Origin of the sequence: Paenibacillus montaniterrae (assembly GCF_018403185.1) — a bacterium.
GTDB lineage: Bacteria > Bacillota > Bacilli > Paenibacillales > Paenibacillaceae > Pristimantibacillus > Pristimantibacillus montaniterrae.
This window is the reverse complement of record NZ_BOSE01000012.1, coordinates 113,931-128,125: the sequence shown is the minus strand read 5'-3', so window position 1 is coordinate 128,125 and position 14,195 is coordinate 113,931. Positions and strand designations below refer to the sequence as shown.

15 protein-coding genes are annotated in these 14,195 nt (G+C 40.8%); all 15 read right to left on the bottom strand.

What is annotated here, in order from left to right:
* Positions 1-327 precede the first annotated feature (327 nt).
* The gene (hpf, locus tag KJS52_RS23685; RefSeq protein WP_213519778.1) at positions 328-873 is read right to left on the bottom strand and encodes a ribosome hibernation-promoting factor, HPF/YfiA family; all 546 of its coding nucleotides are present in this window, start codon (positions 871-873) and stop codon (positions 328-330) included.
* Between the two features lie 232 nt (positions 874-1,105).
* On the bottom strand, positions 1,106-2,128 hold the full coding sequence (locus tag KJS52_RS23680) for a ribokinase (protein ID WP_213519777.1): 1,023 nt from the start codon (positions 2,126-2,128) through the stop codon (positions 1,106-1,108).
* A gap of 145 nt (positions 2,129-2,273) precedes the next feature.
* Positions 2,274-2,471 (bottom strand): cold shock domain-containing protein, encoded by a 198-nt coding sequence (locus tag KJS52_RS23675; RefSeq protein WP_213519776.1) that lies wholly within the window; start codon positions 2,469-2,471, stop codon positions 2,274-2,276.
* A 371-nt stretch (positions 2,472-2,842) separates the two neighbouring features.
* Positions 2,843-3,640: a formyltransferase family protein gene (locus KJS52_RS23670; protein WP_213519775.1), complete on the bottom strand. Its 798-nt coding sequence runs from the start codon at positions 3,638-3,640 to the stop codon at positions 2,843-2,845.
* Positions 3,641-3,656: 16 nt separating this feature from the next.
* Positions 3,657-4,982 carry a DUF4910 domain-containing protein gene (locus KJS52_RS23665; protein ID WP_213519774.1) on the bottom strand — a complete coding sequence of 442 codons (1,326 nt, stop codon included), beginning with the start codon at positions 4,980-4,982 and terminating at the stop codon, positions 3,657-3,659.
* Between the two features lie 12 nt (positions 4,983-4,994).
* Positions 4,995-6,140, bottom strand: coding sequence for a UDP-4-amino-4,6-dideoxy-N-acetyl-beta-L-altrosamine transaminase (pseC, locus tag KJS52_RS23660; RefSeq protein WP_213519773.1), 1,146 nt, complete (start codon positions 6,138-6,140; stop codon positions 4,995-4,997).
* The gene (gene pseI / locus KJS52_RS23655; protein WP_213519815.1) at positions 6,137-7,183 is read right to left on the bottom strand and encodes a pseudaminic acid synthase; all 1,047 of its coding nucleotides are present in this window, start codon (positions 7,181-7,183) and stop codon (positions 6,137-6,139) included. The genes pseC and pseI overlap by 4 nt, the downstream gene beginning before the upstream one ends.
* Entirely contained in the window at positions 7,180-8,166 is a 987-nt protein-coding gene (pseG, locus tag KJS52_RS23650; protein WP_213519772.1) for a UDP-2,4-diacetamido-2,4,6-trideoxy-beta-L-altropyranose hydrolase, read from the bottom strand. Before pseG ends, pseI begins: the two co-directional genes overlap by 4 nt.
* Positions 8,163-8,885, bottom strand: a complete 723-nt coding sequence (locus KJS52_RS23645) for a cytidylyltransferase domain-containing protein (RefSeq protein ID WP_213519771.1) — start codon at positions 8,883-8,885, stop codon at positions 8,163-8,165. The genes pseG and KJS52_RS23645 overlap by 4 nt, the downstream gene beginning before the upstream one ends.
* Before the next feature lie 5 nt (positions 8,886-8,890).
* Entirely contained in the window at positions 8,891-9,586 is a 696-nt protein-coding gene (locus KJS52_RS23640) for an HAD family hydrolase (RefSeq protein WP_213519770.1), read from the bottom strand.
* The gene (locus KJS52_RS23635; protein ID WP_213519769.1) at positions 9,583-10,515 is read right to left on the bottom strand and encodes an ATP-grasp domain-containing protein; all 933 of its coding nucleotides are present in this window, start codon (positions 10,513-10,515) and stop codon (positions 9,583-9,585) included. The genes KJS52_RS23640 and KJS52_RS23635 overlap by 4 nt, the downstream gene beginning before the upstream one ends.
* A 28-nt stretch (positions 10,516-10,543) precedes the next feature.
* Entirely contained in the window at positions 10,544-11,572 is a 1,029-nt protein-coding gene (gene rfbB / locus KJS52_RS23630; RefSeq protein ID WP_213519768.1) for a dTDP-glucose 4,6-dehydratase, read from the bottom strand.
* Between the two features lie 124 nt (positions 11,573-11,696).
* Positions 11,697-12,857 carry a pyridoxal phosphate-dependent aminotransferase gene (locus KJS52_RS23625; RefSeq protein WP_213519767.1) on the bottom strand — a complete coding sequence of 387 codons (1,161 nt, stop codon included), beginning with the start codon at positions 12,855-12,857 and terminating at the stop codon, positions 11,697-11,699.
* The gene (locus tag KJS52_RS23620) at positions 12,847-13,536 is read right to left on the bottom strand and encodes a class I SAM-dependent methyltransferase (RefSeq protein ID WP_213519766.1); all 690 of its coding nucleotides are present in this window, start codon (positions 13,534-13,536) and stop codon (positions 12,847-12,849) included. Before KJS52_RS23620 ends, KJS52_RS23625 begins: the two co-directional genes overlap by 11 nt.
* 23 nt (positions 13,537-13,559) lie before the next feature.
* Positions 13,560-14,192, bottom strand: coding sequence for an RraA family protein (locus KJS52_RS23615; RefSeq protein WP_213519765.1), 633 nt, complete (start codon positions 14,190-14,192; stop codon positions 13,560-13,562).
* Positions 14,193-14,195 lie beyond the last annotated feature (3 nt).

The window sequence follows — 14,195 nt, the reverse complement described above, 5'->3', positions numbered from 1 at the left end:
CAAACGGTCAACTCTCCATATTCAACCAATATAAAAAAGGCGCTGTTGAAACCTGCAGCAGCAAGTCTCAACGCACCTTTGAGATTCCTCTTTTAATTAAGGTCCAAAAAGCTCGGGGCTTTTTTGAATTTCCTCTTTCAATTAAGGTCCAAAAAGCTCGGCTTTCAGGACCAAGAAGCTTGGACGCTAGTAGAAAATGAGGAGCGCAGCGTAGGTACTTACTACGTGAGCACCGGAATTTTCGCTAGCGTTCAAGATTCGCCGCCGAATACACTACAACGCAATCGCCTCGTCATCAAAGTCGTGCTTTTTGAACTTCCTCTTGTATTATTGTTGTTCAATCAAGCCATACTTCCCATCACTACGTTTGTACACGACATTGACAGACTTCGTATCGACATTTGCGAAAACAAAGAAGGTATGACCGAGCATATTCATTTGCAAAATGGCTTCCTCTACATCCATTGGCTTAAAGGTAAAGCGCTTGGTACGGACAAGCTCGAATTCCTCTTCTTCGTCCAGTACGGAAACAGCTGAGCCCTGATCCTGCACAATTTCCTTGCTGCCGCCTGTTTGGCGAATTTTACGATTCAATTTCGTTTTATGCTTGCGAATTTGACGCTCCAGCTTATCAATGACAGAGTCAATAGAAGCGTACATATCATCGCTGCGTTCTTCTGCACGAAGGAACATTCCGGAAATCGGTATAGTAACCTCAACGGTATGCTGGCCTTTCGTTACAGAGAGTGTAACATTAACCTCGGAGGTGATCGAAGGATCGAAATACTTCTCCAATCTGCTGAGCTTTTTCTCAGCATAGTCCCTAAGTGCATCAGTAACTTGAACACGTTGTCCTCGAATATTGTAGTTCATGTGGCACTCCTCCTTTATATGTTGTTATTATAGCATATGCAGGGTGAAGATTCAAAATAGATTTTAGTTAATTATGAATTTTCAGAAAAATTATCTCTGTGTAAAATCATGGATCAGGGTCTCAACATAGGAAGCTCGAATACCCTTATTTACATGCAAGTAGCCGTCCTTCTAATAAATCACAGCTTACTGCTTTATATAGAAAAGACGGCTCGTTATTTCGCAATTGAATTTAGATGTCGACATCTAACTGCTCCCAGGTTGGCATACCAGCCTGAGCGCCAAAGACCGTAACAGAAATCGTGGCTGCTTTGACGGCCAGCTGCAGCGCTTGTTGCGGGCTCATCCCTTTAGCAAGACAGGTGGCAAAAGCGCCATTCAAGCAGTCTCCCGCTCCCGTCGTATCTACAACCTGAACCTGGGGGGCCGCTGCGGCACTTACCTCACCAGCCTTGCAGAGCAACGCTCCTTTACTGCCAAGTGTCAGTACAATTGCTGGAGCAACAGCCTCTGACCAAGCCTGCAAATTTTGCTCAAGCTCCACTGCCAGCTGTTGTTCAGCATTATCGCTATCAGTCCTCTGTTTTTCGCGTGCGTGACTATTGCTGTTAGCTTGCCCAAAATTGCCTTGCGAGTCAGCCTTGCTGGCTAATATCTGGAACTCGAGTTCATTTGGCGTTATATAATCGACCAGGCTTAACAAGGAAGCTGGCAAATGCTGCACTGGTGCAGGATTCAATATCGTCGTAACTCCCTCTTCTCTAGCTATGCGCAAAGCGCTTTCGACTGCAGGGAGCGGAATTTCGAGCTGTACAAGCAAAGCATCGGCGGCAGTGATTTGCTCTCTATACCGTTCAATCAGCTCGGGCGTTACCTCGCCATTGGCCCCCGGTACAACGATAATACGATTGTCCTGCTCGGCATGAATAATCGAGGCTACGCCAGTAGCAATTCCAGGCAGTGTGGCAACACCAGACACATCAACCCCTTCCTGCTCCAGCACCTCTCGCAGGCGACGGCCAAACTGATCGTCACCAACAGCACCAATCATGCTTACCATTGCACCCAATCTGGCACAAGCAACCGCCTGATTGGCGCCTTTGCCACCAGGAATATAGTGAATGGCATGTCCTGTTATCGTTTCGCCTTTTCGTGGAAATGCCGCGGCACTTACAACCAGGTCCATATTCAAGCTGCCAACTACAGCGATTCGAGGCGTCTCCTTCTTGACGCAGCTCCACTCGTGTGCGAACATACATGTCCTCCTATTATAAATGCTACAAAAGCTTACATTAAATTAGCTGTTCAAATGATCGATGCTGTGCCAAATAAAAAATCCTCTCTTAAAAAGAGAGGATTTTTGACATCATCACTATAATAGAGGCTGATTAGCCGTATAATTACAGTTTAACTACGTTTGCAGCTTGTGGACCGCGTGCGCCTTCAACGATATCGAACTCAACTGCTTGGCCTTCTTCTAGAGTTTTGAAGCCTTCAGTTTGGATAGCGGAGAAGTGTACGAATACATCGCCACCTTGTTCTGTTTCGATGAAACCGTATCCTTTTTCTGCATTAAACCATTTTACTTTTCCTTGCATGTGCAAACATTCCCTTCGTCATTTAAATGCTGTGTGGCTGCATTATGTGGCCCACAATTTGACTATACAATGGTTGGTTCAAAATGTCAACGATATAGTTGTAAGCGAATTCATAAAAACAAGATTAACATTTGTCGTCTTGCACAATTCCAATAAACTTTGTACTTTCAATTTCACCTTTATTTTGACCCCTGATAGAGCCCGTTTACGCTTGCAACGAGCAAAAATATGAAATAAACTACAATTTTCTTGTCACAAATGTTTACATCGAATTGTTACAACGTACAGAATAGAGTTGGAACTGGGCTTAGTATTTACAAAAATAAAATAGAAGCGTCAGCTGCTGCCGCAGTATTCGCTTCTATTATTTATCAATGAAAAGCTCGTACTAAAGGAGGCTCAGTACGAGGGAATTCTCCATCCAAAAAACGATCTACAATGTTATTGTCAAAAAGCTGATAGATCACTCTTAAATGCTCTGGCTTCCAATCCGAAGATAAGAACAGCTTGCCCGCTGATTTTTGCGGCACAAAGCTGAGCTCCTCAAGCTTTAGGTTCGTTAATATGTAGCTTAAATCCTCCGCAACCTGCTTTACCGCCTTATTAGCCACATCGTGTATACCGTCACCATAGTTAAGCTCAGGGACAGAATGATGCAAAATATCTCCTGCATCCAGCTTGGCTGTCAGCTTATGAACGGTCATCCCCGCCCAATTCGGCTGCAGCATATAAAATGGCCAAAATAGAGTTGTCGTGCCGCGGTACCACGGAGACAGCCCGCCATGAATATTCCATGCATACTCAGGCGCTTCTGCCAACAGCTCGTTGCTTAACTTATGCACACCATAGCTGATCAGCACATCTGCCTCAAGGGAAGTCATCCACTTGATCGTTTCCGGGCTATTCAGCTGATCAATCGTAACGTTTCTTACGGAAACGCTATCCGGTATCGTTATAGTCGAAGGAAACATCGCACGCTCCGACTGGTCTCGATCATGGAAATGACGAATAAAGTTTTGCTTGTCCTGATCATTTAATGAAGCTGGCGGATCAGGAACAAAGCTCTCTCTATGCTCAATTAGACAGCCAACTACTTTTCCTGTCTTGATTAATTGCTCAGCTACATAATAATGCCTTGGGTGCGAACCTGTCATTATGATCACTTTCATATCGGCTTACCTCGCTTTAATCTCGAATTGGTCCTTGCAGCAGGCCTACTTCGATTAGCTTTCTTGTACTTAGCTCATAGTCTTGCAAAGGATAGTTCAGCTTTTTGGCAATGTCGGTCAAATAATGCTCGCCGTCTCCATAATTCAACGTCATTAATATTTGGTTCAGCATTTGCCGATTATCTATCACTCTGCTATTGGATTCCTTCCAGCTTGTTGGAGAATTAATATCGGGATACAGCTCATATTGGCTAAGCATTGGCTCGCCAAAAGGCTTCAAATTGATATATTTGCCGTCCAGCTCCTGCAGCTTTAATATTTCTTCAATTTCATCGACGCTTTGCTGCAGTGCTTCAATCGTCATTGCTTCCTTCGTGTCCAACGAATTATGATAGCCTTGATATTGCCCGTATACCATTCGCGAAAATTGCCCCACTGGCAAATTAAAGCCGGGCGAGCAAAACTGGCGTTCATCCGAGCCGTTCAATGGCGAGAAAGCTCTAATCGTATAGCCCCGCTTTTCATGGACAACTAAATAATCCAGCAAGCGATTAAGCGGCGCTTGAGTGCTGCGCGCCATTTTATAATTCAATGGTTTATCCTTACCGCCCAGACAGGTCAAGACGCAGCCTGAATAAACATGCTGCCTCAAGTGTTCGCCATTTTTAGCTAAGTAAGCTATCGAGCCAATCGTTTCGGGATGAAATACAAAGCGGTAAGTAAATTCTCTATCCTTCCACTTCTTAATGCGGTTGTATAAAAATGCCGCCACAATCGGTCCACTCAGCTCATTGTTTGCCAATGAAGGATGGCAGACATAGGTCGAGATGAGCACTTCCTTCTCACTTCTGCCAGGCAGCACAGCTTGTCCATAATTTAGTCCACCATCGATCTTCTCGCTGTCGATGTAGACATGGTAGCTGCCCTCTGACAAGCTGCTGAGCTGCTCATGTGACATGCAAAAGCCCCAACGCTCCTTATAATAGGAAGTGACATAGGGAATGGCATGCGGCAAATGAGGTATCGTATAGACATGTTGTTTTAGCTCCTCCAGATCTACTATTTTATCGACAGGCTCACTGTAGTTTAAAATATGAAGATTGCTCTGCTTCACATTCACAATGTCTTGCCCGGCTTCATTTTTAATCCATGCTTCTCGCAAAACCCATTCTTTAGGGATCGTCCAGTCGAATACCTTCGTTCCTGAAGCAACCTCTTCTATTTCAAGCGGCACATGCTCACTAAGAATAGACAACGTCTCTCTCAAGCCTTCTCCTGTAATGCTGCGGAGAAGCGGAAATAACCGATCAAAAAGCGTATTCATTTGCTCTCGCTCATTCATGCTTGCTTCTTCCTAACCTATAATATTTTTTAGCACAGCGACTACCTCGTGCACATCCTGATCTGTCATTTTCGGATACAACGGAAGCGTCAATGCCCCTTCATACCACTTCTCAGCCACTGGACACAGTCCCTTTTCGTACCCTAATCTTTGATAGTACGGAAACCAGTAAACAGGAATATAGTGAACATGTACACCGATATTGGCTGAACGCATTTGATCAAAAATTTGCTTGCGGCTCATGCCAAGCTCCTGTTCGTTTAGCTGAACAGAATACAAATGCCAGCCGGAAAGGGCTTCAGGCGCTTGATAAGGTGGCGTTACGCCGCGTACATTACGCAGCAGCTTAGTGTACAGTGCTGCCAATTCTCGTCTTCGCTCTATAAATTGCTGCAGCTTGCCCATTTGTGAGATGCCAAGCGCTGCCTGCAAGTCCGTCATCCGATAGTTGAAGCCAAGATCGACCATCTCATAGTACCAATCTCCCTGCTCCTTGGCGTAAGTCGTCGTTGCGATCCCATGCGTGCGAAACAGCTTAAGCTTCTCATAATATTCCGGGTTATCTGTTACAATTACTCCGCCCTCAGCCGTCGTAACAGGCTTGACAGGATGAAAGCTGAACATCGTCATATCCGCTTGAGTGCCAACTCTTTTCCCCTTATACTCCGCACCTAATGAGTGTGCTCCATCTTGAATGACAACGAGCCCATACCTTTTGGCAATATCCATAATCGTATCGATATCACAAGGCTGACCTGTGAAATCTACAGGCACAATCGCCTTCGTTTTCGGACTTATGCTGCGAATCAGTTGATCAGGGTCAATATTGTATGTTTTTTCGTCGATATCAGCAAATACGATACTTGCCCCAAAGTAACGCGCACAATTGGCACTTGCCGCAAACGTAATAGGTGTCGTAATCACCTCGTCACCTTCCGCAATACCGGCAGCATAGCATGCTCCGTGCAGAGCAGCCGTACCATTGGCAAAAGCTACAGCATATGCTGCACCTGCGTAGTCGGCTACTGCCTGCTCAAACTGGGCTATTTTCGGCCCCGTCGTTAAATAGGGAGACTTAAGTGTCTCGATTACTGCAGCAATATCGTCCTCTTCGATCCACTGCTGACCATATGGTAGAAATGATTGTCGCTTGTTCATAGCAGCAAATCCCAGCTCAATGCTGTTCCTTTCTTGACGTCCTTTTTCACAGCTTTGCCCAGCACTAGATCATAATATTTCGTTTCCAGTCCCAAGCCTGGGCGCACATTGCGCAGGCTGCGTTCAGTTAAAATATCGCCAGCCTTCATATCCTCGCCGATGTATAGCGATCTTCTATTTTTAATAGAAGGCTTTTCTGCTTCGGTTGGACCGTATTGCACATGGCCAATGCTTAGCCACGCCCGTTCCGTTTCTTCTACCAGCATTTTCAGCTCATGCGGCTCCATCGAGAAAGCAGCATCTACACCGCCTTCTGCGCGCGAGGTCGTAAAATGCTTCTCAATGACAGTAGCGCCCAGTGTTACAGCAGCTACAGCAACACCAATCCCCATCGTATGGTCGGATAAGCCAATCTGTGTTTGGAACAGCTCAGCCATATGCGGGATAGTAGCCAGATTTGAGTTTTCTGGAGTAGCTGGATAGGTACTTGTACATTTCAACAGGACAAGCTGGTTGTTTCCTTCGCCTCTAACCGCACGCACTGCTTCATCAAGCTCTGCAGCAGTAGCCATCCCTGTAGAAATAATAACGGGCTTCCCAGTTTTTGCCACCTTGCGGATTAAAGGAATATCTACATTTTCAAATGAAGCAATCTTATAGGCAGGCACTTCCAACGTTTCAAGGAAATCAACTGCCGTTTCATCGAAAGGAGAACTAAACGCCAACAGTCCAAGCTCCTTGCATTTGTCAAAAATCGCCTTATGCCACTCCCATGGCGTGTACGCTTTTTGATACAACTGGTACAGTGATTGCCCTTTCCACAAATCATCCTGATTGGAGATAAAAAATTCTCCTGTATGTACATCGAGCGTGATCGTGTCTGGCGTATAGGTTTGCAGCTTAACTGCATCGACTCTGGCCTGTGCCGCCAGCTCCACCAAATGCAGCGCTCGCTCTAGTGATTGATTATGATTGCCCGACATTTCCGCGATAATAAATGGTTTTGTATGACGTCCAATTTCCTTATGTCCGATTTTAATCACGCAAATAACCCCACCATTTCTTGAAGCCAAGCGTTAGCACTCCCCTGGCTTTCCGTTATAGTCAATCCTTGCCTGCTCATTGCTGCAAGCTGATCACCAAGCAACGGCAATTGATCCAATAGCCGCAAATAGCTGGCAGAAGTGACATCTTCGTGCCAGCCCAAATGAATAATAGCTCCCAGCTCAGTCGCCTTGTCTGTCGTCAGACGCTGATTGTCCGCCACCACAGTGCTTGAGGACGGCAAGCCAACAAAGCAGCGCTCCCACATAGCCGAGCCGCCTGCTCCAATTGCAAAGTCTGCAAGCCGCATTAGCTCCGCTAAATAGTTAATTTGGCAATGATAATGAAGCTGCAGCTCTGCACAATACTGCTTTATTGAATCGCGACTTGGATTGCTGCTGCCAACCACGATGTCAACATGCTTGAAGCTGGTTGCAGTTTGCCTTAAAGCATCCAGCACCTTGAGCGTTTCACCAGTTGGATCGCTGCCGCCCATAAATACAAGCAGGCGCTGCACATGTCCATCACGAACCTCGGCAAGCTGTCTAGCTTCAATAAATTCATCACGCATAATTAAATAAGCAGGGCCAAGCAGCTTTATGCAATGCTCCGGTACCAATTGATCATAGCGCTGCTTATAGCCTGCAACAACATTTTGATCGAGCAGTAAATCACAGTCATGGCGCCGATTAGCCAGATCGTCAATAACAACGATTTTGTTGGCCACAGCCCGCATCGCTTGCTCCCACTCTATGTCCAGCTGATAATGATCTACAATAAGCAGATCAACAGCAATCTCCTGCTCTGTTACAGAAAACCCTTCTCTCTGCACCAAATCGATGAGATTACCTGGCAGCATTTCCATCCAAAACTGTATATGATGGCCTAATCGCCTTAAATGCTTCGCTATTGTCAGGCACCGCATCACATGCCCGCTGCCAATGGCAGTAGAAGCGTCCGTTCTTATTAATACTTGCTTCATATGACTGGCTTTTGCTCCACATGAGCATTTAACGCAGCAATTTCAGGATGCTCAAGCAAGTACTTAATGACCTCGCTGCTGGGTATATACGGATCATTGAAATGCTGGGCTACGGCAGCAAGCATCGTGTAATCTTCCTCTGTATCCAGTGTAATGCGCAGCTCAGGATGCAAACGATTTTTAGGCGGTTGATACGTAGCTCTAGTAAATTGATCTTTGTATTCATAGGCATAGTAGGTCACATGCTCGCGGTGGCGCGGCTCCTGACCATGCTGATCTATATATTGCAGGGCGGAGTAGGAAATTGCTTCTACCGCAAGGCCTCGTGGCAAGGTCGCTCCCAAATCTACTATATCGACCTGCTGCTGCTTAATAAAATCTACTATACCACTAGCCATTTCATAGTCTACAAACGGACAATCAGCCGTTACACGTATCACGTACTTGGGGTTGTAAGTACATGCGCATTGAACGTACCTTTCTAGTACATCTTCCTCAGAGCCTCGAAAGAACTTGACATTATACGTTTTGCACCATTGAACGATAGCATCATCTTGAGATAAGTTTGAAGTCGCAATAATTACATCTGAAACTCCTTTAATCTTGCTACATCGCTTTACACAATAATTTAAAGCATCTGTACTTCCAAGTTTTTTCAGTACTTTTCCAGGTAGTCTTTTAGATCCCATCCTTGCTTGAATTATAACGATTACATTCATAACAATTATCCCTCGATTACAAAATTGCACCATATTTGCTTTAAAGCAGGAATCAAATCAGAAATATGATTAATTCTTAATTCTGCCTCGTATTGTATAGGCATCTCTACTTGAGAATGCTGTCCTGTCATCACCCTAATTGTTCTAAAGCCGAGCGGCTTGATTCCAACAAAATCTTTTTTAGGATTATCCCCTATATAAACAATATCTGCAGTCGATACCCCTTCGCTTTTTGCTATAAGCTGGAAACAATACGGGGATGGTTTACTTTTAGCATGACCATACCGGTAAGTAATATAGCACTTTTTCATGTACATCTCTAACCTTAAAGCATAAATCTTATTTGCCTGAACAACCTTATTCCCATCTGTGACTAAATATAGCGGTACTTTTTTGTGCAACTGTCTCAGTATTTCATTAGACTCTTTAGGTAAAATTATTTCTGGTTGATGTAACCGATAAACTGATAAACATTTTTTAACATATTTTCGTTGAGTTATTCCAAAGTATTTCAGCAAACCATCAAATATGGTTCCTCTACCCTCACACTTTAAACTGTTCCACATCCGGTTATAAGTTTCATTTGTATCAAATCCAAATTCTCTCCATAGGTATTCACTAACTGCTTGGAACCCACTTTTCACATATTCATATTCATCATATAGTGTATCATCCAAATCAAAAACAATCACTTTTCTCATAAAAGTAAATCCTTTTTATAACGAACTTGCTTTATCTTTTTTATCACTACTGGCGATTCTGCAACATTTTTTCCGCCACATTCTGAAATCCACCAATTAATAGAGTCTAATCCAGCATACATACTTAAGGTAGAAGCTCCTCCAATCCGAGCATTGCATTCTATTATCCATAGCATTTCATGCTCATCTTCAAAAACTTGAAACATAACATGGCCTTCTAAGCCCAACAGCAACGCTGCTTTGCTGATTAAGCCTGATATGCTTGGATGATCTAAGACTTTTGTAATCTGTGATTCTCCATCGACTATAAGTTGACGTTCACGAACTACTACTGCCTTAACCTGCTTTTTCCTTGTAATGTAAACGTCTACACTGTATTCTTTTCCAACTATATAAGGCTGAACTATTGGATTCTCTAGCTGGTACGATACTTGTACTGCTTGCTCCTTATCTAAGTTAACGAATATTTTCTTCGATCCTGCCCCAAATCGTTCTTTCACTACTAATCTTGTTTTTTCATGGAACTGTTCTGTCGTCAAGAAAGTAGGAATGACAGGTAAATTTTCAGCATTTAAAACTTTGTAAAATTTAAGTTTATCATTTGTAATTCTAATTGCTTCCACTGAGGATACAAGAACATATACCCCTTGAATTTCCAGTCGATCTCTATAAAGTGAAAAAAATAGCAAATCCTCTTCTCTTGTAGGAATGATATATTTTATTTGATATTTTCTACATAATAAAATATAGTCCTCAATAACAGAGTCTTTTAAAGGTACAACTTTAATAAACTGATCTGCAAAGTATTTTGCTATATTATTGTCTGCACAATCTGCAATAAAAATCTTAGCCGAGAACCCTAACAATTTTTTAAAACATTCTATTAATGGCACTTTATTTGCAGCACTTGTTATAAGTATGTTTGTCATTGACTTTCCTCACTTTATAGTCTGCTATTCACTTCAATTGATATCGATCTAAATAATATAATATTGTTTCCCTTAACAACACTTCAAAATTACCTTGTGGAAACCAACCTAATTCTTTTTTTATTTTACTAGCATCTATAGCGTACCTAAAATCGTGACCTTCACGATCATTTACAAATTCTATTAGTTCCGTAAAGGAAGTTACTTCTTTATGTTGAAGTTCGTCTACCAATAATTCATCAAGAATAGAGCATACCAATAGTGCAATATTCATGTTAGAATGCTCATTACTTCCACCTATTAAATAGGTCTCTCCTACCTTACCATTGTTAAATACAAGATCAATAGCACGACAATGCTCCTTAACATACAGCCAATCCCTTATATTAAGTCCAGTTCCATATATAGGAATTGGCTCAAAAGAAATAGCTTTACGAATAATAGTAGGAATAAACTTTTCATCATGCTGTCTTGGGCCATAATTGTTTGAGCAATTTGTCGTGACCACATTCAAACCATAAGTATGGTAGTAACTCCGTACTAAAAAATCTGAGGCTGCCTTACTAGCAGAATAAGGACTATTAGGTGCATATGGCGATTGTTCTGTGAAGTACCCCGTTTTACCTAAAGTCCCGTATACCTCATCAGTCGAAATGTGAAGAAATCTACAATGTTCATAATTTCTTTTATACTTAAATGGAGCTTTCATCCAATGCTGTTGAGCAACACTTAACAATGTAAAAGTTCCGTTGATATTTGTAGTAACAAAAGAACTGGGATTCTTAATAGAATTATCTACGTGTGATTCCGCTGCAAAATGAATTACACCTTCAAAATTATAATGTTCAAACAAATGTTTAACGAGATCCCTGTCACATATGTCTCCATGTACAAAACTGTATTTGTTACTCTGATTACAGCTCTCTAGATTCTGCAAATGAGCTGCATAGGTGAGTAAATCCAAATTTACTATTTTCACATCAGGATGTTGTTGTAGATAATACTCAATAAAATTTGAACCAATAAAGCCAGCTCCTCCTGTAACTAATATATACACCTTCGAACCCCCTTAACAAATTTGATTTAACAAATTATTTCTCATACTGGTTAGTATCGTCTGCATATATTTTAAAATTTACACCAAATCATTCACTTAACTCCAACAATCTTTATAAAGTCTTTTATAAAGTCAATTCCATCAAATCGCTTATTCGCTTCAGTGCTTCCTCTAATATTGCTTCATCTCCCACTAACGAGATTCGAACATAACCTTCACTAGAGATACCATATACAACTCCAGGTATTACAGCAACTAGTGCATGTTGCAATATTTTTTCCGCTGCTACAACAGAACTTGAGTTAATACTACGTGTATCGATCAAACAATAAATCCCACCTTGAGGAACTATTAGATCTATATTTAATTCCCTACATCTGTTTACAACAAAATCTCTCCTTCTTTCAAATACCTCTTTTCGTTTTTCTAAATAAGATTTTTCAATTCTCAATGCAGCTAAAGCTGCATATTGTGAAACAATTGATGTGCATGTAGCTAACTGCTCATGAACCTTTATCATTTGCTCCATTATAATCTCATGGCTAATGACATAGCCTACTCTAAAGCCTGTCATGGAAAAGCTTTTAGAAAATCCGTTTACTATTATAAGCTTTTCACACTGTAGTGGTTCCAAAGAATATTCTATCTTCTCATCATCAAAAATAATTTCATCATATATATTATCAAATATTAAGAAAATTTGATGCGCTGCGGAATATCGGATTAACATTTTAATAGTATCTGATGGATAAATGGACCCTGTTGGATTATTTGGTACATTTAAGATAATAGCTTTAGTTTTAGAGGTGATCTTCGCTAATATCTCATGAATAGAAACAACAAAATTTTTATTAGGGTCCGTATTAAGTATAACCGCTTTACCACCAACCATCTCAATTAACTCTTTATAACTCAGCCAACAAGGCTCAATTATAATAACTTCGTCTAATGGATTAACTAATGTTCTCAGCGCATAATAAATAGCTTGCTTTCCCCCAGGGGATACTAATACTTGATCAGCAGAAATTGGATATCCCCATTTTTCACTTTCATATACACTGATTTGTTCTCTTAGTTCTAATATACCTTGAGATTCTGTATAACCTGTCTTTCCACTAAGCAAGCATTCGTGAACCGATTCAATAATATTATAGTGTACTGGTAAGTCAGGCTGCCCCAACGTTAAATCAAGAATGTCGTGTCCACCAGCTTTTAATTTTTTTGCCAAAGATGCGATTCTCATAGAGGCAGGGCGATTTAATCTTTCTATGGTTTTAGAAAACATTTCTTATCCCTTTTTCTTCTTTATATTTATTAAACAAAGTATCAGCTTTATGGAAAGAATCATCTTTAAATATATATATTGTAAATTCAAATGGCATGTAATCATTCCGAAGTACTACATTTTTTGATAAACTATAAGCAAACTCCAAAATCTTTAGTGGATTTGAATGAAAAGTTATTTCTTTATGAAAATCTACCTGATCGGATAAAAAATTAAAAGCAACTCCGTGTCTAGCTACATAAAAACTTTCTTTCATAATAGAATAAACATATTCGTAGTTATCAACATCTTGCAGTTTAAAATTAAAAATACCTGAACCAATAACATAGTCAAAGGAGTTTTCCATAAATTCCATGTTTAAGAAATCCCCTTCCAGAAACATAGTTGTATTATTAGAATAACGCTCATTGGCAATCTCTATTAACTTAGGAACAATATCGACACCAAGATACTGAAAGGCAGAAACTTTTTGATTTAAATAAAAACAAAGGTCTCCAAACCCGCATCCTATATCAAGAAAAGTACGGTTATCCAAGTCAAAGTAATCTAATAAAATATCAAAACGAATAAATTGTTTGCCTTTATCCCAACCTAATGTAATTGGAGAATAGCCATATTTACTATATCTATCTTCGTAACGCTCGATTATACTTCTTAGGTCTTTATTCGAAATTTTCATCTTGGCACCACTTCCAATCAGGATTATAAATACTTTTTCAAACAGACAGTCTCAAAAGTACTCATTTTTTTCCTATCAATACAGTCAAACCAAATATCTTCTTGTTCTTCGATTTCTTCCATCCTAATCATGAAATCATCATTTATACACTCTTTTGGAATTATTACTACGCCAGTATCATCACAAACTGCTATAGCGCCACTATAAATTTGTCTTTTATTGTCTATTATTTTTTTATCTAGCTCAAAATCTAATTTTTCATTATGGCACCCAACAGGATTATATCCAACACACCAAATCGGCCAGTTTTCCTTAATTAGTCTTGGAACATCACGTACATTACCATTTACAACAATTGCGCTTGCTTGTCTATAAAGTAGCAAATACTTGGCTACTAGATCCCCAAATATTGCTTTGTCCTCACAATCAAACACTTCAATAAAAACTACATCTCCTTCTTTTACCCCCTGAATTTGTTCATGCATATCCCAATTACTTCCCCCGTATGCATAGACCCAAAAAACATTCCCTACTTTAAATTTCCCTCTATTTATTGCTTTAACACCTGACACTACTCCTTGTTTACCTAGACAGTCGGCTATTTCCGTCGAAGAAACCCTATTCTTCTTTATATACTCTATAATTTTTTTTTGCATATA